Below are 22767 nucleotides of genomic sequence, written 5' to 3'. Positions count from 1 at the left end.
CGGCTAAATCCGGGCCAACCAATACGGTCGACCACAAAAACCTCAACCTACTTGATTGCCTTGGCCGCCCGCGTGGTCGCCTTCACTTTTTGGTAGCGTCGGTAATCGTAGCCGGTCGCCATCGCGAGGAGCAGGGGCTCCATGCCGCCATCGCGCTCGCGGCGTAAAATCTGCAGCCGGGCAAGGTATTTCTCGAAGCCGATCATCTTGCGTGTCACGGCGGCCTCGGGGTCTTTCTGTCCGACGCGCTCTTCGGTGATCGCCGCCAGACAATCCTCGGCATCGGGCCTGCGTGCCAGGTCCACCAGAAAGGCGATCGAGAACCGCAAGGCGGAGAAGCGCAATTCGTTGGGGAATGCGTCCCATTCGGCCAGCGAAAGCGTCCGCACCTGCTCGTAGCCGGCAATCAGAGTTTCGAATCGCTTCAGATCATAGGCGCCCTTGATAAAGCAGACGGCATTGATCGCACACGCGAGATCATAGATCAGCTTGCCTCGGCAAGCAGCCCCGAAGTTGAGAATCCCGACGAGACGTTCACCCTTGAGAAGGATTCCCTCGTCGAGCATTTCGCCATGGATCACTCCCTTGGGGAGTTTTCCCTCGAGATAACCGCCAAGATATTCGACCTCTTCATCGAATGTCCGCTTGATCTTCTTGAAATAGGGCGGCAAGCCGTTGCGAATCTGACCGTAAGATTCAGCAACTCGCGCGTAGCTGAACCGCGAGTCGATACCCTTTTTGTAGCCCTTGCCGATCACATGGAGTTCGGCGAGCGACTTCCCGATATTCTCGATCTGGGCGTGTGTGAGGTCTTCGGAATTCCGAACTCTCCCGTCGATATGCCGATAGGCAACCACCACCTCGTCACCAACGGATTTCAGATGACGGCTATTACGATCCGGAAGCGGCTGCGGGCACGGGAAACCGTTCTTGTTGAGAAAGATCTGCAAATCCACCTCGCGCCGCAAATCCACCTCGGGGCGAGCGGCCTCGAAGCGCACAATGTATTTGCGACGACCGGCTGCGACCAGAACGTCTCGCCTCCCGCTGGTATTGGGCGCCCAGGGCTGCGGCGCTTCCGCGACTGATTGGATCCGTCCAAAGCCATAACCATCGAGCATTTCGGCCATGGCCTTCTTGTCGGGGAGATTTTGCTGCATGCGTCGTGACCCTTCCGCGCGGGATTTCTGAAAATGAATACGTCACATTCTACAGGGAGCTCTGTGCCTTCAGGAAGATCGATATTCCTCCATGAAAATCCGGGATTAAACCACGACCCCCTGCTGAATCGACTCGGACGCTAGTATTTTAAGCGAGATTTGTCAACTCATAAAACGTTCAAATTACACGGTCAAGATTTATAAAACGTTGTTTTTTCAAGCCGAACGCACGGCCACGACGAGATCACCCACATTCGTCCCCGTCGGGCCCGTCACGAGCAGTCCGCCCGCCTTTGCCAGTACCGTTGCAGAATCGTGCGCCCGCAGGCCCGCAGCCACCGCGCGGGAGCCCAAAAACGGCAACGTTCCTGGGCCAACAACGCCCCCGGCCGCCCCGCTGACTCCGTCGACTCCGTCAGTTCCGGCCGCCAGGAGAACCCATCCGCCCCCAGATAGCCCCGGGACCGCCGCGAGAGCGAGCTCCTGACTGCGCCCGCCGGAGCCCGAGGCATCCCCTACCGCGACTGTCGTTTCGCCCCCAAAAACGACGCAGGAGACAGATTCGGGCTGAATTGCGAGCTCCGCAAGCACCTGATCGGCCGCGACCGAGGCTTCACCCCGGAGACGATAGCGGGAAACGCGCGTCCCGTAGCGCCGACGTCTGGCCTCGCGAGCTGCAGCCTGCCGGGCTCGGGTGTTATCCCCGATCGACAACCACGGCCCCGGCGAATCGCTGCCAGCAGGCGACACGCCCGGCCCCATCCGCTGCTCCAACTCCGGCGTGAGTGCCTCACCACCAAGAAGTCGCCGCAGCTCCGGGCGAAGGTCCTCGGCCCAAATTCGCTTGGGTGGCGAGCAGGTCGGGCCCGAGCCAATTTCCCACCTCGCCCCACCCGGCACGTCCGAGAGCGCCAACGTCGTCACGCGGCGGGGGGCGACCCTGTCGAGGAAACGCCCTCCCTTGAGGGCGGACAGACGCATCCTCGCGCGATTCAAAAGACCGATCGGCGCACCTGCGCGCAGCATCTGCTCGGTGAAAGACATTTTCTGGTCGCGTGAGATTCCGGGGCAAGGCTGGGAGAGAAGAGCCGACGCACCGCCCGAGAGAAGAAACAGAACGTCGGTATCCTCGGGGGTCCGCGCCACGGCCTCGAGCAAAGCTTCCGCCGCGTGGAAACTCTCCATGCCCGGCGTGGGGTGGTTCCCCTCAAATTGCCTGATTCCGCCGGAGGGATTCGGCGCTCCTCCCGGTGGCCGAATGACAAGACCGCGGGCCTCCGGCACACGACTGGCCACCGCTGCCGCCATCCCGGCCGACGCCTTTCCGGCACCGGCAACAAAAAGACTCCGCAGGGGAAGCACGGCTCCTCGAGTCGGACTGCCGACGACAAGCAGGCCCTCTTTTACCCGAAGAGAACCCCGCACCAGCCGGAAAGGATCGACTCCTCGCAAGGCGGCCTCGAAAATTGCGGTGACATCCGCATACAACTGCTCCGACACCCCGGCGGGTGGAGCCTCGCCCGATTCGGCTACTCGCCCGCCTCGTCGCCTTCGCCACCACCCATGCGGCGGTAACTGCGTTCTTCGTCCGGCCGACGGGTCTGGCGAGCCTCCTTCTCCTTGTCCGCCTGACAAATCACGCAGAGGCGGGAGAAAGGAAGCGCCTTGAGGCGATCCTCGGCGATATCGAGCTCGCATTCCTCGCAGATGCCGTAGGAACCCTTGTTGATCCGGGTCAGAGCCCCATCGATCTGGGCGAGTTTGTCTCGATCGCGATTGGAAAGAATCATGCCGATATCGCGATCACGCTCGTCGCTGGCGAGGTCATAGGTATCTCGACCATCGTCCTTTTCCGCGCCCATACCCTGCTTGGCGTCATCCGAAATATCGACAAGAACCTGCCCGCGAATCTCGAGGAGGGATTTTTGCTGCTTGTTCAGAAATGCTTTTCTCATAAGTCCGTGCGCTTGAGTTCGAAAAAAAACTCAGTCGGCGCGGAACATTAGGGGTCAGGACCTCTCATGTCAACGGTCTGCGATTTCGGCCCGAAACTCCTAATCTCGCAGATTCACGAATTGGAGCGGGCGACGGAAGTCGAGTCCCTTGAGCAAGGCCATCACCGACTGCAACTCGTCGCGCTTTTTCCCCGTGACACGGACCTGATCATCCTGAACTTGCGCTTGTACCTTGAGCTTTTCCGCCTTGATGGCCTTCACCACCTCCTTGGCAGCCTCCTTGTCCAGTCCTTGCTGGATGCGCACCACCTGACGAGCCCGACCGCCGGCCGCGGGTTCGGCCTTTTCGTACTCCAGAAACTTGAGATCCACGCCGCGCTTGAGCAGCTTGGTCTGCAGGACGTCGACCACAGCCGTCACCTTGTAGTCATCCGATGAGGTAATCTTGATCCCCTCGTCATCCTGCTCGATTTCGGTGTTCGAGCCCTTGAAATCATAACGCTGCTCAACTTCGCGACGCGCCTGCTGCAGCGCGTTTGCGACTTCCTGCATATCTACGGTCGAAACCACATCAAATGATGGCAATTCGCTATCCCCCCGAGTCCTTGTCTGGTCCGGCCCCTCGCATCGGATCGGCAATTTCATGCCGGAAGACTTCCAGTTGGGCGAGGAACTCCCTGAGGGTATCTGCCCGAAAGCGAAGTTTGAACCCGGTGACCCCGATTTCCGTATAAGCCTCCAACATCTCGCGGCATCCCCGGACCGACTGGCGCCCACGCAAATCCAACGGATGCTCCGGTTGGACTACAATTTCCAGAGCCGGGGCTCGGCGCTCCATGCGAGCCCGGGCGGCGGGTGACGCCTCGGCACGCTCCAGAAACCCTCGCAACTGCGATGCCGAAACACCGAACGGGATCCACCCCTCACCGAGCAGCAAAGCTCGCCGCAAAGATCGCTCACTGCGCCCACCCAGCCACAGCGGCACCCTTGCCTGCACGGCGCGGGGCTCCATCACAAAGTCCTCGAAGTCGAAAAAGCGTCCGTGAAACGAAGGCGTCTCGCCATCCAAAGCTACTCGCAGCGCCCGCAATGCTTCCTCGTAGCGCTCACCCCGGGCCGTGAAATCGACGCCGAGCAACTCAAACTCCTCCTCCAGACTGCCAACCCCGACGCCCAGAAGGACACGGCCCTGCGAGAGCGCATCGAGGGTGCCGTAGCGCTTGGCCACCGCCATGGGATGCGCGTAGGGCAAAACCACCACGTGCGGGAGAAGTCGAATCTCGCTGGTCAGCGCAGCCAGGTAGCCGAGTGTCGCCAACGGGTCGTAATAGCGAGCGCCGCGCGTGCCTACCGCGGCTGTCGGCATCGCCACGTGTTCGCTGGCTGTCAGGAAATCATAACCCGAATGGTCGGCGGCTTGCGCCACCTCGCGCAGCTCGGACAGCCCGGCCGAGACTTCCCATGCGCCATGCGCACGGGGGTGAAGCGTTACCACGGGACTGACGAGCCCGAAGCGCCGCGGCGCGATGCCAACCCCGAAAGCCCGGGACCTCATCGACCCGAGGGCGCCTGCTGCACATCGGTACCGGGCGGGCGCTCAAAGATAAAAAGACTGTCGTCCAGCGTCAGGTTGCGACGGATATCCACGAGAGCCACTCGAGTTTGATTCCCCAGAGGATCGCGCACCACGGCCGCGCGCAGGTCGTAGGTGGTCGGGTCGACCTCCAGCACGAGCACTCCGCTGGATCCCTGAGCGTCGGGTGCTTTGGGCTCCAGCTTGAGGCGCAGAGAACCATTCCTGCCGGGTGGCAGGATTTTCGCCCGAAAATCCTCCCCGAGACGAGCCACCCCAAACAGGAAGGATACCGGCGTACTCGAGGCGAAGGCTTGTTCCAGGGGTGCCCGCAGGACCTGCGCGTCCTCGGGTTGATGAATCCAGAGGGTCTTGCCATCTGCGATCAGGATCTGCGGATCCGGCCCCTCATATTCCCAGCGCATCCGTCCCGGCTTGTGAAATTTCAGGGTTCCTTCGGAGCGGATCACCCGACCGCTCGCACCGAGCGAAACTTCCTGCACGAAGCGGCCGGAAAGCGTCGCGGTCTCGTCGTACCGGGCCTGCACAAGCTCGACGGCCGTCGCGGCCCGGTCGGGCGCAGCGCTCGCCCCGACCGAAAGGCTTATGCATGCGACGATCAATAAAGTCCGGCAACAGATCCGGGGACGGCTTCCCATCCCGAAACCCTATGGCCTATCGCGCCCCTGTGCACACGAAAAATAGCGGGCCCGGCAGAACCTCAATCCTGGGGGTCGATTCGCGGCGCGATGATCTCGCGCATCCCGCGATGATCCGGGCTGGAAAGGGCTCCCTCGCGTTCCATCGACTCGATGATGCGCGCCGAGCGGTTATAACCGATCTGCAAGCGACGCTGGAGGTAGGAAATCGATGTTTTCCCGGAGTCCACAACAATCGACAGCGCCTTGTCGTAGAGGTCGTCGAGTTCGGCATCGCCACCACCCTCGCCGCCCCCTTCCTCGTCGGGGGTGGAATCCTCCATCATCACCATCTCGTATTGCGGCTCTTCCTGTTCCTTGACGAAATCGACGATGCGCTCGACTTCTTCATCCGAGATGAAGGCACCGTGGAGCCTTTGCAGCGAAGAGGCCCCGGGTGAGAGAAAGAGCATATCCCCCATCCCGAGCAGCCGCTCGGCACCCATCACGTCGAGAATGGTTCGGGAGTCGACCTTGGCACGGACCTGAAATGCAATACGCGCCGGGAAGTTTGCCTTGATGATACCGGTAATCACATCCACGGAGGGCCGCTGGGTTGCCAGCACGAGGTGAATGCCGGCGGCACGGGCCTTCTGTGCCAGAAGCGTGATCGGCTCCTCGGCGTCCTTGCGCGTCATCACCAGATCCGCCCACTCGTCGACGATCACGACAAGGCGCGGCATATGCTGATGAATCGACGCTTCCTCCTCGTCGCTGCCGCTCCCCGACACCGGACCACCGCCCTCGCCCGCAGCCTCTTCCTTGGCGATCTTCTTGTTGTAGGCATCGATGCTGCGAACGCCTTTTTCCTTGATCATCCGGTAGCGCAATTCCATTTCAGCGACCAGATTGTTGAGAACGATGACCGCCGGCTTGGCCTTGGTAATCACCGGCACCAGAAGATGCGGGATATCCTCGTAAGGGGCCATCTCGAGCTGCTTGGGGTCGATCAAAACCATGCGCACATCCCGAGGCGTGCAACGCAGGAGGAGGCTGGTGATCATGGAGTTGAGGAAGACCGATTTACCGGCACCCGTGGCGCCCGCCACAAGAAGGTGCGGCATCTTGGACAGATCGGCACAGACCGGCAAGCCGGTCGTGTCGTGACCCAGAGCCAATTCGAGATGGCCTTTGGACTGGGTGAACCCGTCGCCCATGATGATCTCGCGCATCGCGACCATGTCGCGCTTTTCGTTCGAGACCTCGATTCCGACCACAGACTTGCCGGGAATCGGCGCCACGATTCGGAGGCTTCGCGCACTCAAGGCCATCGTCAGGTCGTCCACCAATCGGGTGATCCGGGCGACCTTGACGCCGGGTGCTGGTTCGAACTCGTAAGTTGTAATCACCGGGCCCGGGTAAATCTGAATGACTTCACCTTCGACACCGAAGGAACCCAGCTTGGCCTCGAGGCGCTTCGCCTGCCCCTGCAGAGCCTCCTCGTTGACCGTATCATCCTTGGCCGGAGGGGAATCCAGAAGGCTTGATTGCGGCAAGCTGTAGTTGCCATCGTCGAAGCGCATTTCCACCTGTCGGCGAACCTTTTTCCGCCCGGCATCGCCAGGAGCCGTCGAAATCACCGGTGCTCTGCGCGCAGCTCCCGCAGACGCTGCCCGCGGTGCAGGCTCAGGTGGAATCTGCGCCGGACGACGGACCGAGGCCCGGCCCCCGGAGGGTTGGATCTCCTCGGCGCCGCCCAGTTCGATCGGCACAGCGGCGCGCCTGCGACGCATACCGTCGCGAACGCGCGAAGCGCCTCCGCGAGCTGCCTTGCCGGTCTTCTGCGCCAATCCGCGCAACGTCTGACCCGTTGCGATCGAGACGCTGATCGCAAAAACGGTTCCAGTGATCATCCACGCCCCCGCCGGTCCGAAATTATCGGCCAGCAGAACCCGCAGGAAACCGCCGACAATGCCGCCAGCTTCCATCTCCTGCCATTGCCCGAGCAGCAGCTGCAACAAGGTCGCCCCCGAGAGCAGGCCCAGCCCGACCGCCAACCCGAAGAGTGGCCCCATATTGGCTCGAGAACCGCGAAAGACCAGCGAGCCCCAGGCGGCCAACCCGACCGGCACCAGATATGCGGCGATCCCGATCGCAGAAACGAGAACGTCGGCGATGGCATAGCCCAGGGGCCCAGCCAGGTTGTCTCGGTTTTCGGGAGAGTATGAGGCGACCGCGACCAGAACCAATGCGGCGAGCAGGCCGACCCCGACGCCCAGGACTTCGCGGCCCAGCGTCTGCATCTTGCCCGGCGCCGGAACCTCCTCGAGGCGGGCGACCTTTGCGCTGCCGCGAGGTCGACTCTTCGCTTTGTCGCGCGCTCTGGACTTCGCTCTGGTACGCGCCGCCGGTTTCGACTTGGCCCGCACCTTCGCAACCGTTCTGGTCTTTTTGGGAGGTTTTGTAGCCATTTCACATCTCGAAAACATGGGGGACGATCAAGGGACGTCGTCGCCTCGCCCTCGAAAAGAATTTCTTCAAAATCCGACGGACCTCGGACTCGACCTCCAGCAGATCCGCGCGCGATTCCGGAGCGATGGCTCGCAAGCCGCTCACCAGATTCGCCTTCGCCTCATCGAGGAGCACATAATCGTCTTCGCCACGCAGAACCCCACGCGTCACAAGGTCCGGACCACTGGTGATCTCGCCGGTCTGGGCGTGGATGGCGATGACCGCCACGACAAATCCGTCATTGGACAGGTGACTACGGTCCCGCAGGACCTCCAGCCCGACCTCACCCTCGCGCGAGGCATCAAGCAGCACCCGGCCGGCGACAACGCGTTCGCCCGTGCGCGCCCCTGTGGCATCGAGTTCGAGAACATCGCCGTCTTCGAGCAAAATGCATTTATCCCGCGCCACACCGGTCTCTGCGGCGAGCGATCGGTGCGAGGCCAGATGCCGGTACTCTCCGTGCACCGGAACGAAGTATTCCGGCTTCACGAGCCGCAACAGGGTCTGCAATTCGTCACGGTGGGCGTGCCCCGATACATGAACCCCCTCACGATCACCGCGATGCAGAGTCGCGCCACTTTTGGCAATCCGATTCAGCAGCCCGTGCACACCTCTCTCGTTTCCGGGAATCACCCGGGAGGAAAGAATGACGCCATCTCCCGGCGCAAGCGTGACATTCTTGAACCGCCCCTCGCTGATTCGAGTCAGAGCCGAGTTCGGCTCGCCTTGCGAGCCCGAAACCAGAACCGTCACCTTCCCCGCTGGCAACTGCATTGCTTCGGTTGCCCGAATCAATCCGGGGCCGGGCATTTTCAGGTAGCCGAGGTCCTGCGCCAGGCGAGTGGAATCCTCGAAGCCTCGCCCCGCAACGGCGACTCGACGGTCGCAGGCCGCACTGGCATTCACGATCTGCTGCACGCGGTGCAGATGAGAGGCAAAGGTCGTCACGAACACACGACCCGGGATTTTACGCATCACCGATTCCAGCGCCGGCCCGACGTCGGACTCCGACCCGCAATGACCGTGCTGGTCCACATTGGTCGAATCCGAAAGCAGCAGGCGGACACCCTTCTCTCCCCATTCACTGAGCCTTTTCAGATCGGCTCCGGGGCCATGCACGGGGGTCTCGTCGATTTTGAAATCGCCCGAGTGAAGGATCGTGCCGTGCGGCGTCTTGAGCGCAAAGGCGCAGGCATCGGCAATCGAATGGGTGACATGAATCGGTTCGATTTCGAAGGGACCGATCTGGATATGGGCTCCGGGAGTAAACGTTTCCAGCGTCGCCGTGACGCCTTGGCGGCGCAACTTCTCGCCGACCAGAGCCATCGCCAAACGAGGGCCAAACACCGGCACATCGAGTTCCTGCAGCAGTCTCGGCAAGGCACCGATATGGTCTTCGTGCCCGTGCGTCAGGATGACCCCACGGAGCAATCCGGGGCGCTCCGTCAGGTAGGTGATGTCCGGGAGGAGAAGATCGATGCCCAAACCGGGCCTCTCCGGAAACAGGACCCCGCAGTCGATGGCAACCGCCGCTCCGTCACACTCGACGAGCAGCATATTCAGGCCGATTTCGCCCAAGCCCCCCAACGGGATGATTCTCACCGGTCCAGCCACAACCACACTCCCACTCACGCTCCCCACCGACACCACAGCCAACAACGGAAGCGAATCGTCCGAACCGCTTCGGACCCCTTGAAACCTAGGCCTCTGGCGCAGCGAAGTCAAAGAGGACTTGGCACGAAGATTGGTTGGCTTTGCCTGAAAGCCCGCAAGGGTGTAACGCGGAGCAGCGGTTCGGATTCCCCAAACCGCAGGTTTCGCCAATGTCGGAGGAGTATAGCTATGTCAGTAAATAAGGCGATTATTGTGGGACGGCTCGGAGCCGATCCCGAAATTCGGTTTACCCAATCGGGAGCCGGTGTGACGAATTTCAATGTCGCGACGGATTCAGTCTGGAAAGACAAAGAGGGCCAGAAACAGACCCGGACGGAATGGCACCGCATCGTGGTGTGGGGCCCGCAGGCCGAAGTCTGCTCGAAATACCTCTCAAAGGGCCGCGAGGTCTATGTCGAGGGGGAGATCAATACCCGCAGCTGGGAGGACAAGGAAGGCCAGAAGCGCTGGACAACCGAGATCCGCGCCCGCGACGTCCGTTTTCTCGGAGGCCGGGGCGACCAGGACGGTCCCGGAAGTGGCGGAGATAGCGGCGGCAACGATTTCGGGCCAGCGCCCACCGGTGGCGGCGCTGGCGGGGATTCAGGCGGCGACGTACCCTTCTGAAAATTCGGCAACTGGTGTGCGCGGACCACGGCGGAAACCACACCAGCCGAAACGCTTCAGAAAACGAAACGATCAGGTTCAGGTCGAAGCCCCATGACGCGTCGCGTCTGCGCCTGGGGCTTCGGCTGGCGTTCCTGGCAGCTCAAGCACTCGATTCGACCATTCCGCAGATGCCGTTCGTATTTTCCAACGATGTCGCCTAGGGTTTTCGGATGGCAACGAATTTTTTGGGCAAGATTGCGAATTGGCTCCTCGCTGGTGCTTTGTTTTTCGTCTGCGGCTCCCTGATCGCCTGTGGCGGATCCGGGAGCAGCGATTCGCAGAGCACCCCGCCCGATGCGCCGACGCCGATCCAAACGCCCGAACCGGAACCTGACCCGGAACCTGAGCCGGAGCCGGAGGAGCCGACTTGCGACGAGACCTTCGAATCCACCTTTGACGCGGTACAAAGACTGGTCTTCACCCCCGAGTGCGTGGGATGTCATGGCCCCGACAATCCCTCCGGCGGTCTGGATCTTTCTGCAGGCAATTCTCATGAGGCGATTTTCCAGCAACCCTCGCTCAGCTCGGACTTCCTTCTCGTCCGGGCAGGTAGTCGGGACGAAAGCCAGCTCTGGCGAAAGATCGCCGCCTGGACCGACGATTCCATCATCCTGAGTGGAGGAAGCGCCATGCCGCTGACCGGCCCCGTCAGCGAGGAGGCCCGCGAGCTGCTTCGTTTCTGGATTCAATCCGGAGCCCCCGAAGACGGCACGATCGAGGGCACAGCCGAGCGCGTTGCCGGTTGCTTCCCCGAGCCCGAGCCCATGCAGATCCTTCCACTGGAAGAACCGGAAGACGGCACCGGGGTCCAGCTGGTCATGCCCAGCTACAACTTGCCCAAATCCACCGAGCTGGAAATCTGCTTTTGCAGCTTCGAGAATTTCTGCGAACAGATTCCCGACGAATACAAATCACCCGACGGAAAATTCTTCTACTACGATTTCCGCGAAATTCGGCAGAACACCAACAGCCATCATCTGCTGATTAACGCCGCGGTCACGACTCTGAGGGGCGGCGATGACGACCCCGAAGCCTTCAGCAATTGGACCTGCACCGGCGGCGACTCGGCGGGCGAAATCTGCAATCCGCGCGGCAACGACTGCGGCGACGGCGTCTGTCAGACGCCGATCGAAGCCACAACAGCCTGCATCGGCTACGGCCCGGGCAACGGAACCAACACGAGCAGCTTCGCCGGCACCCAACAGCCACAGTCCCGGACGCGCCTCTATCCCGGAGTCTACCAACAGGCCCCCTGCGAGATGACCGTGTGCTGGAATTCTCATGCCTTCAATCTGACCAACGAGGACACCGAGATGAACGCCCGGATGAACTACCGTTTCGCCGAAGACCGGATCTATCCGTCCCGAGGCACATCGGTGCCAGGCGGCTTCGCTATCGGCCAATTGATGTCCGAGGGCGCCAAGGCCTATACGAAAAAAACGATGTGCTGGAGCCGGACGCTGCCGCGTGGGGCGCGTGTGACAAGCTTCAGCTCGCACACCCACCAGCGCGGAGAGCGCTCCTGGTGGACCATGCCCGACGGCGAGACAGTCATTTACGAAAATCTGGTCTATAACGATCCACCTCAGTACTTTTTTGAGGAACCGCTGGAGTTCGACGCCGAGGACGAAGCCGACCGTACACTCGAATTCTGCGTCACCTACAACAATGGTGTCGGTCCCGATGGGGAACCGGACCCGGAAACCATCACCCGAGCCTCGCGGATCTCCTACGGCATCGGTGGCCCCGGCAGCCAGGGCCCCGGGACGTGCGAACCCTATGCCTGCGTGAACGAGGGAGCCGACTACTCGATCAATTGTGACGACGGGGCGCGCAACCAAAGCGGCGATGATGCGATCTGCGATACGTCTCCGGGTGCCGGCGACGGTTCCTGTGACGGCTGCTCGATCACCGGCGGCGTCACCACGGAAAACGAAATGGGCCAGGGCTCGATCAGTTATTTCGTAGTCGAAGTCGACTAGCTCGCCAATATCAGCGACCTCGAGCCGCTACCGAGGCACCGCCCTGCCCGCCCTCGGCAGCAGTGATTCTCGGCTTCGCTGCCGACAGGCGTCTCCGTGCGGAAACATGCCACGAAAGGGGCTCTCGCCAACCCCCGACAAGGCCTTTTCCGCTAGCGACCCTCCCGAAGGTTCGCTAGGATTCCTATTTTGCGACCCAGCGAGCTTCACCCGAAAGGAACCTTTGTGAGAACCGTGCAGACCAACCTTCGAACGAGGTACCCTCAGGCCATGAAAGCCTCCACGGACGCCACCCGAGGGACCATCGCAGGAGCCCGAAGAAGAGCTCCCGGACTGGTCGCGCTTCTGGCGATTGTGGCTATGGGTTGCGGCAAGCCGGAGCTCCCCAAGGCCCCCACGCCGGAAGTTCTGACCGCACAGAGCACCCAGATGGATATCCCGATTTACGGGGAATGGGTTGGCACCACCGAAGGTTACGTCAATGCGCAGATTCGCCCGAAGGTTCAGGGATACCTGCTCAAGCAAAACTACGAGAACGGCGCCGAGGTTGCCTCCGGCGAGCTCATGTTCGAAATCGACCCCCGTCAGTTTCAGGCCGACGTGAAAAACAAGGAGGGCGCTCTCGATCGGGCCAAGGCCACGCTCAAGCGGAGCGACCTTAATGTAGCTCGTTTCCGGCCGCTCGCGAAGCGAGGGGCTGTCAGCCAGAAAGAACTCGACGACGCCGTGCAGACTGAGCTCGCGAATCGCGCCTCGGTCCAATCAGCCGCCGCGGCCCTCGAAAAAGCCAGGCTCAACCTCGACTGGTCGAAAATCAAGGCACCGATTCGCGGGCTTGCCGGCATTGCCGTAGCCCAGATCGGCGACCTCGTCGGCCCCCCGGATTTATTGACCACGGTCTCCACGATCGATCCGATCAAGGTCGCTTTTCCAATCAGCGAACAGCAATACCTTCGCCTCAAACGCAGCCTTATCGACAACCCGTCGCGCGACGCCAGCCCGGCCACTCTGATTCTGACTGACGCCACAACCTACAAACACCCCGGTAAATTTCTGGCCCTCGGCCGTGACATCAATCCGGAAACCGGCACCATTCTCGTCGAGACAGGCTTCCCGAATCCGGACGGATTGCTGCGACCAGGGCAATACGCTCGTGTCCGCGTCAGGATCGACCTGCTCAAGGGGGCCACGGTTGTGCCCCAACGAGCGCTGAAGGATATGCAGGGCACGTTCCAGGTCGCCGTGGTCAAAGGCGGCGATACCATCGAGATGCGCACCGTCGAGGTAGGCCCGACCTACAAGACGTTATGGATCATCGAGAAAGGTATAAAACCGGGCGAGACCGTTGTCGTCGAAGGACTGCAGGATATTCGAGATGGCTCCAAAGTCGTCTCGAAGCCGGCGCCCGCTCCGAGCAGCGCGGCAACGCCAACCTCCTCTGCCAACGGCGGGAACTGAGTCATGTCGCGTTTTTTCATCGATCGACCCATCGTTTCGATGGTGATTTCGATCTTGATGACGCTCCTCGGGGTCGTTTCGCTGGCCGGTCTTCCGATCGCTCAATTCCCGGATATTGCGCCGCCCGAAATCCAGCTCACCGCAACCTACGTCGGGGCCGACGCGCTGACCGTCGAGGAAGCCGTTTCCACGCCGATCGAACAGCAGATGAGCGGCGTCGACGGCATGCTCTATATGTACTCGACCAATGCGAGCAATGGCATCGGTACCCTGCGTGTAAACTTCGAGGTTGGCACCGACGCCAACACCGACCAGATCCTGACCCAGATGCGTTACCAGCAGGCGGAGTCTCAACTCCCGACGCAGGTCAAGGAACTTGGCGTCACCATCAAGAAGTCCACGACCAGCCCTCTGGCGCTTTTCTCGGTCTATTCGCCGAACGAAACCTACGACGCCGAATTCCTCGCCAACTACGCCTACATCAATATCAACGACCCGATGACCCGGGTCTCGGGCGTCGGCCAGGTGAACATCTTCGGTTCCGGGCAATACGCAATGCGCTTTTGGGTCGAGCCCGACAAACTCGCCCAGATGAAAATCACCATCCCCGAGATCATGGACGCTCTGCAACAGCAGAATGCCGTGAACCCCGCGGGGCAGATCGGTGCCGAACCCATTCCTGCCGGGCAGCAATTCACCTATACGGTTCGTGCCCAAGGCCGGTTGAAGACGCCTGAAGAATTCGGCGATGTCATCATCCGCGCGAATCCGGACGGATCGCTCGTCACCCTGAAGGATGTCGCGCGAATTCAACTCGGCGCCCAGAACTACTCCGTGATCGGGCGGCTTGACGGAAAGCCGGCGGCCATCGTGGCGATTTATCAGGACCCCGGTTCGAATGCGATTGACACCATGGATCAGGCAACCGCGCTCATGGAGCAATTGAAGACGCGCTTCCCGGCCGATCTGGACTACAAGATCTCTCTCGATACAACCCAGGCCGTTCGCGAGGGGATGAAGGAAATTGTCATCACGCTGGTTGAGGCGCTGGCGCTGGTCATTTTCGTTGTCTTCATCTTTCTCCAGGGCTGGCGAGCGACACTGATTCCATTGCTGGCAGTTCCGGTGGCCCTTGTCGGTACTTTCGCAATTTTCCCGCTGCTCGGCTTTACGATCAACACTCTATCTCTGTTGGGACTTGTGCTCGCGATCGGCATCGTCGTGGACGATGCCATCGTCGTGGTCGAAGCTGTCGAAAAGAATATCGAAGGTGGTCTCGAGCCACGCGACGCCACGCTCAAGGCAATGTCGGAAGTCACGGCACCCATCGTCGGCACGACATTGATCCTGATTGCTGTTTTCGTTCCGACCGCTTTCATTCCGGGTATTACCGGCAGGCTCTACCAGCAATTCGCGGTGACCATCGCCGTCTCCGTGCTGATTTCCTCCTTTAACGCACTTACCCTCAGCCCGGCCCTCTCCGCGATGTTGCTCCGCCCCCGCAAGCCGATGCGAGGCCCAGCCGGGCGGTTTTTCGCGTGGTTCAATAAAACCTTCGATCGTGCGACCGATGGCTACGTTTCGTGGTCCGAATTTCTCATTCACAAAGCCAAGTTCGCGATGCTCTTTCTCGCCATTCTCGGCGGGATCGGTCTCTTCCTCGGATCGCGGCTTCCCACGGGATTCGTGCCGGAAGAAGATCAGGGTTATCTCTTTGCGAATATTCAACTGCCGGACGCAGCTTCCATGGAGCGGACCGACGAAGTCAGCCAACTGGTCGAGAAAATCCTTGCCGAGACCGATGGGATCGAGGGCTACAACACCATTGTCGGCTTCAGCATGCTCAGTCAGGTGAACACCACCTACTCCGCGTTCTTGTTTATCACGCTGGAGCCATGGGACGTCCGCGATCCGAAGGGACTCGAGGCAAAGGTAATCGCGCGCAAGCTCAACCAGCAATTCGCGCGCAAAATCCCCGAGGCCAAGGTCGTTTCCTTCTCCCCTCCGGCCATTCCCGGCATTGGCACGTCGGGCGGTGTGACATTCGTTCTCGAAGATATCGCCGGTGGAAGTGTCGAGGAACTTGCCGCCAATACGGACAAGTTCATCAAGGAACTTGAGAAGAGACCAGAATTCTTCCGGGTCTCCACGACCTTCATACCCGATACGCCGCAGTATTTCGCAAGGGTCGACCGAGACAAGGTGCTGAAGCAGGGTGTCGCACTCAAGGATGTCTACCAGACGCTTCAGGCCTTCATGGGTGGCTCGTTTGTGAACTATTTCAACCGCTTTGGGCGAACATGGCAGGTCTACCTGCAAGCCGAGGGCGAGTACCGGACCAAGCCGAGCGATATCAGCAACTTCTACGTGCGGAATTCCAACGCCGAAATGGTTCCTCTGGAGACCTTTGTCACCATGGAACGCAGCTTCGGTCCGGAGTTCACACTTCGCTTCAACGGGCATCGCGCCGCACAGATCAACGGAATGCTCTGGCCCTGGTATAGCTCCGGACAAGGCATGGCGGCTTTCGAAGAGGTCTTCGAGCAGTCCATGCCGCCCACCATGGGCTACGGCTATATGGGCATGTCCTATCAGGAGAAGGTCGCGGCCGAAGGGGTCTCGCCAGTTGTGGTCTTTGGACTCTCGCTGCTTGCGGTTTTCCTGATTCTCGCCGCCCTCTACGAAAGCTGGGCTCTTCCGATCAGCGTGCTGTTGGCGACACCGATCGCAATTTTCGGCGCCTTCGTCGGATTGCTGGCACGCATGCTTGTGAATGACGTCTATGCCCAGATTGGATTGGTCCTGCTGGTCGGGATGTCCGCCAAAAACGCAATCCTCATCGTGGAATTCGCGCGGGATAAACTCGCAGCCGGAGAGACCGTCGAAAAGGCCGCACTCGACGGAGCACGGCTGCGGCTGCGGCCGATCATGATGACCGCTTTCTCCTTCATTCTAGGCGTCATGCCACTGGTGCTGGCCACCGGATCAGGCGCGGAAGCTCGTCATATACTGGGCACCGCGGTGATGAGCGGGATGCTCGCCTCGAGCCTGATCGGCATCTTCCTTGTGCCGGTGTCGTTTTATGTCGTCGAATCCTGGCGGGAGCGTCGTGAGGCAAGGAACCAAGGCCTGCCGTCCAGCGGTGGGGAGGCAAAGCCATGAACCGCTTGATCGCCCTCGCCATCGCGCTGCTCTGTGTTGGCTGTCCTGTCGGACCCGATTACAAGGCGCCCGACATCCACGAACCCGAGAGCTTTCGCGTCGATGTGCCGGTGGAAAAGGGAGCTTCGCTCGCCGACCTCCCCTGGTGGAAAGTCTTCGAGGACCCGGAACTTCAGAAACTGGTCAACCGGGCGATCCGCGAGAATCTCAACCTCCGAGCCGCGGCCGCACGCGTCGAGCAGTCCCGGGCCTTCATCGGTGTGGCACGATCCCAATTGCTGCCGCAAGTTGGCTACTCGGGGGATTTCTCCCGCCAAAGAGCGCCCTTCCGTCCCGGGGGCCAACCGCAGACCTACAATTTGTTTACCGGTGCTTTCAACCTCGCCTGGGAAATCGACCTCTGGGGCCGGATCCGACGTTCTTCCGAGGCGGCCGAGGCACAATTCTGGGCTGCCGAGGAGGCCCAGCGAGGCATACTGCTCTCGCTGGTCAGCGGGGTGGCGGAAGCTTATTTCCAACTCCTCAAGCTGGACCGCGAGAAAGCCATTGCCGAAGAGACGGTCCTCGCCTTCCAGAAATCCCTCGACCTGTTCCAGCAGCGATATGAAGGTGGCGTCGGCTCCGAACTCGCGGTCGCACGAGCCGAGGCCGCGCTTGCAGATGTCGCCAGCCTGGTGCCCAGTCTCGATGCCCAGATCGTCGTGGCCGAAAATGTCCTCAACGTCCTGCTCGGCCAAAACCCGGCGGAAATCACCCGAGGGAAACCACTCGCCGATCAGAAGACGGTCCCCGAAATACCCGCCGGGATCCCGTCGGAGCTGCTGCAACGACGTCCGGATCTCAAGCAGGCCGAGGATCGCATGATCTCGGCGAATGCGTCTGTGGGCGTTTCGGTTGCCAACTTCTTTCCACGAATCGGACTCTCCAGCCTCTACGGATCTGCGTCCACGGACCTCTCCGATATGCTCAATGGCACCCCTGGCGTCTGGAATATCGCGGCCGCGCTATCCGGTCCGATCTTTACGGGCGGCTTGAACTATCGCCAGTATCAGGCACAGGTGGCCGCGTGGGAGGTAGAGGTCGCCGTCTTCGAGCAGGCTGTTCTGGAAGCCTTTGCCGAGGTCTCCAACCTCCTCACCATCCAATACAGTCTCCGCGCGCAGCGCGAAGAACGAGAAAGAAGCGTTCGAGCGCTTGAGAATGCCGTCGATCTCTCTTTCCTGCGCTACGAAATCGGGCTTGCCAACTATTTCGAAGTGATCGACGCGCAACAAGAACTCTTCCCCGCGCAGATCAATCTGGCCCGCACCCGCACCCAGCAACTCACCGTCATAGCCCAACTCTACCGCGCCCTTGGCGGCGGCTGGGAGCTGCAGACCACCGAGGCCTGGGAGCTGCCGAAACCGTCACCCACGCCGGCGGTCGGAACGGAAGCATCGCCAAAGCCCACGCCGGCTGCTGTCATAAGCGACTGAGCGCCTGCCCAGCCAAGTGCCGGCCGGATGCCACAGCGGCGAACAATGCCCATCGTTTGCGAAAGGAACTGACGAACATGCACGGCAGAGAAGCTCTGTCGAGGTTCGCCCCGGAGGCAGCCGCGGCACTCGACCAACTGGAAAACGCGATCTGGGATGCCGCGCAGAAAGCAGGACAGTTGCCGCTGGCAGCCGAAGCCGTGCGTCGGATCGCAGCCGGACACAACCTAGCGCCCGTTCCATATGCCCCTGCAGAGGAGTTCGCCGAGGACGCGGCCACCGCAACCGGCCTACGATTTGCCGAGCAGATGAGCTTTGACGTCACCCGGATCCATGACGAACAACGGCAGGAGTTCCTCAGCACATTCGGCAATGGCTCGATCGCTCTGGTGCAGATTTTCTACGTTGCCGACATCGTCCCGAGAGTCCGGTTCGCGCTCGATGCCATTTTCGGCACAAGCGAAGAGCCGCAACGGGACCGGTCGCTCGGAGCGGCCCCCGCTCTCGACGACGCATTCAGCCAGTGGATCGCCGCGGTACCGCAACTGGAGGCACTGGACCCCGTTCTGACCGAGATGATCCGCCTGCGCGGAGCGGGCTATCACCAATGCCGTCTCTGCCAATCGATCCGCTACTTGCCGGCGCTCGAGGCCGGCGCGCCCGACCCTCTGCTCGACGACGCCATGAGCGGCAACTTGACCGCAGCGGACCCCATGCAGAAAGCCGCTCTTGCGTTGGTCGACGAAATTCTGGCACGGCCTGGCCGACTCCGGCCCGAAACAATCGAGGGAGTCCATAGGTACTTCGAGCCGGCAGCACGGGTCGAATTGGTGCTGGATATCGCCCGCAACGCGACCAACAAGGTGGCCGTAGCCTTTGCCGCCGATACGCCCCGCGTCGCCAGAGGCTACGAGATCTGTGCAAGCGACCCCGACGGGACGACCCGCTATGGCCTGGCCGACCCGCGCAAAACCCCCTAGACCACCACACCCACGCCGCAGCTCGGATCAGTGGAAGTATCAAAGCTCTCGATGCTATGTCGATTTGCCGAACCTCGTATCGGAACGTTCGATCTACGCTATTGCATGAAGGCTGAGTCAGCTCGATAACGTAATTCAGGACTCCGCCATCGATCATACAAGTGAAGTCGGTGTTCGGCGGTTCGTCGGCAAACGAGTTTTCGCCTGCATTCCAAAGCGTCAGAAACTCCTCGGTCGGGATCTGCCCTGCCTCGCGATAGGGGCGATCGGTAAACCAGCCGGTCTGCGGGTTTATGCCCGTGAGGATCAACGTGGAGTCGGAGAGTATCGCTCCGTCTGATGTCTGGACAAAGATCAGCTCCCGTTCGCTGGGGTCCGAGTCGCCGCAGGAAGCGGCAAAGAACATGATAGCAGCAGACAGGTGGCTAGTTTCATTCGAGGAGTTCCCTCAAAGTCTGCTTTGGTTTGCAGACGCACGAACGCCGCGTCAGCCCCCATGGTCAGCAGGCCGCTAGCGGCGCTCAGAGAGCATGAAGGCCCTTTTTGTCTCGATGGCGCTGTATTCGTCCATCCCCACTCTGCCACCGGGGACGTATCTCGCCCTTGGCGGGAAGGGCATGGGTGGCTATACCCGGAGGCGTGACACGAAAGACTTGGCCTCTGGGCGAAATTCTTGCGGCGCTTTTGGTCAGTGCGCAATTGGCAGGAATCGTCGAAGGCCGTTTCAGTCGCGAATCGTTCTGGAGTTGGGCGCCTCACGATACGATCATCCAATACCGCCTGCGTGTCGAAAAGGATGGTCGGCAACTGACTCCGCGCGAAATCTTCGAGCGCTACGGATTGCGGTCAGGCGGTCGGCGGTACGAACCTGCGGAAGACCTCATCGCAGTCCTTCGCATACGGGACGAACGCGAAAGGTCTTCCGATATGAGAGTCACAGCGACGATCTCGACCGACGGCGGGCCGTTCCGGACCTGGCGGTGGGAGACGGAAGATTGATCCGACGCTTCAATCCGCTGGAAGTCTCGCACCCGGTGCTGCCTCGCCATGCAGTTATCGTTGCCAAGATCCTGCTCTTGGTTGCGTTTTTGAAGGGATATCTGGTTCGACCACGTAGGGGGGTTCCGCTCTTCGAATTCCTGTTGGAGGTTCCCGATGCCGTCTATTTCGACGTCATGCAGGTCGCCGTGTTGCTCTCGGCAGCCTGCATCGTCTTCAACGTGGGCTTGCGCTTCGGATGCTTCCTGCTCGGGCTCGTCCAACTCGTTGTGGACATCGACAATATGGCACTCTTTGCTCACACCAAGCTCTTTTTGGCGTGCCTGCTCTTCTTGCTTGCCCTTTACCGCTCCGAGCGAGGGGCGCTCTTTCTGAAACTCCAGATCGTGATCCTGTATCTGGGCGCCGGGTTCAACAAGGCGCTGGCCGCCTCCTGGTGGAATGGTTCTTTCCTCTCCAACTACCCGCTTGCCCAGAAAAGTCCCGCCCAGACGCTTCTGGTCCAGCTTGGCTGGGAGGTTCACGTCCCATGGCTACTCGGAATCGTCACCATCTTTCTTGAGCTGGGAGTTGCCGCGGCCATCCTGCGGGGGCGCTACGCGGTGGCCGCAATGCTCGGCTTGAGCCTGCACTGCGGAATTCTCGCCTGGACCGGGTTCGACTACCAGATCTTTCTTTGGGCCGGCGCAGCTTCGTATCTGTTACTCCTGTCGCCGCCTGCTTCGATGGAGGTTTGTTGTTCTCGTGGAGGCGCCCGCGATCGTGCTCTGAGGTTCCTCCACGCAATCGAGCCCGGGAACCCCTGGATCTTCCGTCCCCGCGGCAGTGCGGAGACGACCGGTTCCCGCAAGTTGCTCGTCGTGGCCGGCGACGTGCACCGCACGGGCCTTCAGGCTTGGGCCTACCTGCTCGCGCAAAGCCCGGCCGTGCTCCTGCTCAGCTTCTATGTCCTCGCGGAACCGTCATCCCTCACATATGAAGGCTGGATTCGTGCATGGGTGACCTCAGGTTTGGTTGCCTTGGTCGGGATGCCGGTTCTGTTTCGTGAGGCAATCCGGGGGCGTCAGGGGGAACCGATCCTGAAATGGCCGTCGTCGTTCGGTGCAGATCTCCTTTCTGCTTCGCCGGGGGACCACAAAAACAGCCTGTGAGCCAATTTTCATTTTGAAGTGTCGATACCTGCCCCTGCAGCTTGGACAGTGGATGGGCCGGTCGGCAGCTTCAGCTGAGGTGGTCGGGCTCCGTGCGGACAAAGCCTGTTCGCCAGCGAAGTACCCACCACAGAGCTGAGAGCGCTACTTGGAGTCGCATGCCTCCGACATAGGCGGATTGACCATCGGGTCGCTCCGCACGCTCCACGGGGATGGAGCGCACTGGAAGTCCGGAGCATGCGATCATCGCCACGAGAAACGGGCTCGATGCGTCCATGGCGAGCACACGATCGATCATGCGCCGGTCCATCAGCACGAATGCCCCAGCATCCTTCGGTGCGCCGCACAGCAGGTGGAGGAGCGTCTTGAAAACGCGCGATGTCATCAGGCGCGCAGGGGATTCATAGCGCCCCTGTCGACCCGCAAAGACGGCCGAAACCCCGTCGCCGAGGTGGTTAAGTAGTGCAGGAATCGCCTCGGGCGGGTCCTGCAGGTCCGCATCCATCACCACTGCCCGATTGCCCCGACATTGCTTGAGGCCGGCGAGAATCGCCCGCTGCTGCCCGCCATTTTGCGCCAGAGATACCACGCGAATCTCGGGGTATCCCCGCTCCAGCTCCGAGAGCACGGAACCGGAGCCCTCGGGGCAGGCATCATTCACGTAGAGGATCTCATAGCGGACGCCTTTGGGGAGGCACACACCAGCGATGCGCTCATGGATCTCCCGCAAGGTAAAGGCGTTGCGGTAGACCGGAAGGATGACGCTCAGGTCGAGCGCCGTATCGCTTCGCTCAAGGATGGGTTCCATCGGATGTTTCCCGGTAGAGATGTTCGTTGTTCCTGAACCAGATTGCGGTCCTGCGCAGTCCCTCGGCCAAAGAGACTTCGGGTCGCCACCCCAACAGCTGCTCTGCCTTCGAAATGTCGGCAGACCAGTGCCCGGTGTCCGAGGGGCTCGCCGGATACTCTCCGGGCTGAATGCGGATCTTGCGATCAGTCACCGCTTCGACCGCTTCGATTACCTTTTCGTTCGAGGTCTGCCTGCCGGTACCAATGTTGATTGCCTCACCGAGGCCCCCGTGGGTCTCCGCCGCCAAGACAATGGCACGCAAGACGTCATCGATATGAATCAGGTCGCGACGGAAGCCCGACCGAGTGATTCGCATCGTCAGATCGTTTTGGGCCGCTCGTATGGCGATCGGTACGAGTCGATGTCCAGACTCCCATGCGCCGTAGATCGAAAACACACGCAGGCAAACGACCGGTACCCCATCGGTGCGAGCCGCCTGGAGGCAAGCCAGCGTCGCCGCCGCTTTCGTCATGCCGCGGAAGGTGATGGGCTCAAGCGGGCTGGACTCGGTCAGCGGGTGCGATTGGGGCCCGTATTCCAGTGAACTGCTC

Annotated in this window: 18 protein-coding genes; 8 read left to right on the top strand and 10 right to left on the bottom strand. The window is 61.0% G+C overall.

Annotation, left to right across the window (positions count from 1 at the left end; genetic code table 11):
- Positions 1-47 precede the first annotated feature (47 nt).
- The 8 genes from P8K07_04555 to P8K07_04520 form a co-directional block, all read right to left on the bottom strand.
- On the bottom strand, positions 48-1160 hold the full coding sequence (locus tag P8K07_04555; protein ID MDG1957793.1) for a homoserine kinase: 1113 nt from the start codon (positions 1158-1160) through the stop codon (positions 48-50).
- 216 nt (positions 1161-1376) lie between these two features.
- Positions 1377-2660, bottom strand: a complete 1284-nt coding sequence (locus P8K07_04550) for a DUF4147 domain-containing protein (protein ID MDG1957792.1) — start codon at positions 2658-2660, stop codon at positions 1377-1379.
- 29 nt (positions 2661-2689) lie between these two features.
- Positions 2690-3115, bottom strand: coding sequence for a TraR/DksA family transcriptional regulator (locus P8K07_04545; GenBank protein ID MDG1957791.1), 426 nt, complete (start codon positions 3113-3115; stop codon positions 2690-2692).
- 99 nt (positions 3116-3214) lie between these two features.
- Positions 3215-3700, bottom strand: a complete 486-nt coding sequence (locus tag P8K07_04540) for a YajQ family cyclic di-GMP-binding protein (GenBank protein MDG1957790.1) — start codon at positions 3698-3700, stop codon at positions 3215-3217.
- Positions 3701-3704: 4 nt separating this feature from the next.
- The gene (locus P8K07_04535; GenBank protein MDG1957789.1) at positions 3705-4670 is read right to left on the bottom strand and encodes a TIGR03619 family F420-dependent LLM class oxidoreductase; all 966 of its coding nucleotides are present in this window, start codon (positions 4668-4670) and stop codon (positions 3705-3707) included.
- Complete coding sequence (gene lolA / locus P8K07_04530) at positions 4667-5347, bottom strand: outer membrane lipoprotein chaperone LolA (protein MDG1957788.1); 681 nt, start codon at positions 5345-5347, stop codon at positions 4667-4669. Before lolA ends, P8K07_04535 begins: the two co-directional genes overlap by 4 nt.
- A gap of 62 nt (positions 5348-5409) precedes the next feature.
- Positions 5410-7797 (bottom strand): DNA translocase FtsK 4TM domain-containing protein, encoded by a 2388-nt coding sequence (locus P8K07_04525; protein ID MDG1957787.1) that lies wholly within the window; start codon positions 7795-7797, stop codon positions 5410-5412.
- Between the two features lies 1 nt (position 7798).
- Entirely contained in the window at positions 7799-9469 is a 1671-nt protein-coding gene (locus P8K07_04520; protein ID MDG1957786.1) for a ribonuclease J, read from the bottom strand.
- Positions 9470-9673: 204 nt separating this feature from the next.
- Here P8K07_04520 and ssb point away from each other — a divergent pair, with 204 nt between their 5' ends.
- The 8 genes from ssb (at position 9674) to P8K07_04480 (ending at position 21366) form a co-directional block, all read left to right on the top strand.
- Positions 9674-10117, top strand: coding sequence for a single-stranded DNA-binding protein (ssb, locus tag P8K07_04515; GenBank protein MDG1957785.1), 444 nt, complete (start codon positions 9674-9676; stop codon positions 10115-10117).
- A 212-nt stretch (positions 10118-10329) separates the two neighbouring features.
- On the top strand, positions 10330-12141 hold the full coding sequence (locus P8K07_04510; protein ID MDG1957784.1) for a hypothetical protein: 1812 nt from the start codon (positions 10330-10332) through the stop codon (positions 12139-12141).
- 270 nt (positions 12142-12411) lie between these two features.
- Positions 12412-13599: an efflux RND transporter periplasmic adaptor subunit gene (locus tag P8K07_04505; protein ID MDG1957783.1), complete on the top strand. Its 1188-nt coding sequence runs from the start codon at positions 12412-12414 to the stop codon at positions 13597-13599.
- A gap of 3 nt (positions 13600-13602) precedes the next feature.
- On the top strand, positions 13603-16761 hold the full coding sequence (locus P8K07_04500) for a multidrug efflux RND transporter permease subunit (protein MDG1957782.1): 3159 nt from the start codon (positions 13603-13605) through the stop codon (positions 16759-16761).
- A complete protein-coding gene (locus P8K07_04495) occupies positions 16758-18236 on the top strand; it encodes an efflux transporter outer membrane subunit (protein MDG1957781.1) in 1479 nt (492 codons plus the stop codon). Before P8K07_04500 ends, P8K07_04495 begins: the two co-directional genes overlap by 4 nt.
- 77 nt (positions 18237-18313) lie before the next feature.
- A complete protein-coding gene (locus P8K07_04490; GenBank protein ID MDG1957780.1) occupies positions 18314-19216 on the top strand; it encodes a carboxymuconolactone decarboxylase family protein in 903 nt (300 codons plus the stop codon).
- 639 nt (positions 19217-19855) lie between these two features.
- Positions 19856-20215, top strand: a complete 360-nt coding sequence (locus tag P8K07_04485; GenBank protein ID MDG1957779.1) for a hypothetical protein — start codon at positions 19856-19858, stop codon at positions 20213-20215.
- Entirely contained in the window at positions 20197-21366 is a 1170-nt protein-coding gene (locus P8K07_04480; GenBank protein MDG1957778.1) for a hypothetical protein, read from the top strand. Before P8K07_04485 ends, P8K07_04480 begins: the two co-directional genes overlap by 19 nt.
- A gap of 70 nt (positions 21367-21436) precedes the next feature.
- Here P8K07_04480 and P8K07_04475 read toward each other — a convergent pair whose 3' ends face one another.
- Both P8K07_04475 and P8K07_04470 read right to left on the bottom strand, forming a co-directional pair.
- Positions 21437-22174, bottom strand: a complete 738-nt coding sequence (locus P8K07_04475; GenBank protein MDG1957777.1) for a glycosyltransferase family 2 protein — start codon at positions 22172-22174, stop codon at positions 21437-21439.
- Positions 22158-22767: NAD(P)-dependent oxidoreductase (locus P8K07_04470; protein MDG1957776.1), on the bottom strand; the 610-nt coding region annotated here is incomplete at its 5' end. The genes P8K07_04475 and P8K07_04470, both read right to left, overlap by 17 nt.

The sequence above is a fragment of the Candidatus Binatia bacterium genome, assembly GCA_029248525.1.
Taxonomy (GTDB): domain Bacteria; phylum Desulfobacterota; class Binatia; order UBA12015; family UBA12015; genus UBA12015.
The sequence above is the reverse complement of the archived record's forward strand: the minus strand, read 5'-3'. Positions and strand labels throughout refer to the sequence as shown.

Coding starts and splice junctions, on each gene's coding strand:
- P8K07_04545 (MDG1957791.1), bottom strand. CDS start 3,115: ATGAGAAAAGCATTTCTGAACAAGCAGCAAAAATCCCTCCTCGAGATT.
- P8K07_04490 (MDG1957780.1), top strand. CDS start 18,314: ATGCACGGCAGAGAAGCTCTGTCGAGGTTCGCCCCGGAGGCAGCCGCG.
- P8K07_04495 (MDG1957781.1), top strand. CDS start 16,758: ATGAACCGCTTGATCGCCCTCGCCATCGCGCTGCTCTGTGTTGGCTGT.
- P8K07_04475 (MDG1957777.1), bottom strand. CDS start 22,174: ATGGAACCCATCCTTGAGCGAAGCGATACGGCGCTCGACCTGAGCGTC.
- P8K07_04535 (MDG1957789.1), bottom strand. CDS start 4,670: ATGAGGTCCCGGGCTTTCGGGGTTGGCATCGCGCCGCGGCGCTTCGGG.
- lolA (MDG1957788.1), bottom strand. CDS start 5,347: ATGGGAAGCCGTCCCCGGATCTGTTGCCGGACTTTATTGATCGTCGCA.
- P8K07_04505 (MDG1957783.1), top strand. CDS start 12,412: ATGAAAGCCTCCACGGACGCCACCCGAGGGACCATCGCAGGAGCCCGA.
- P8K07_04510 (MDG1957784.1), top strand. CDS start 10,330: ATGGCAACGAATTTTTTGGGCAAGATTGCGAATTGGCTCCTCGCTGGT.
- P8K07_04500 (MDG1957782.1), top strand. CDS start 13,603: ATGTCGCGTTTTTTCATCGATCGACCCATCGTTTCGATGGTGATTTCG.
- P8K07_04525 (MDG1957787.1), bottom strand. CDS start 7,797: ATGGCTACAAAACCTCCCAAAAAGACCAGAACGGTTGCGAAGGTGCGG.
- P8K07_04555 (MDG1957793.1), bottom strand. CDS start 1,160: ATGCAGCAAAATCTCCCCGACAAGAAGGCCATGGCCGAAATGCTCGAT.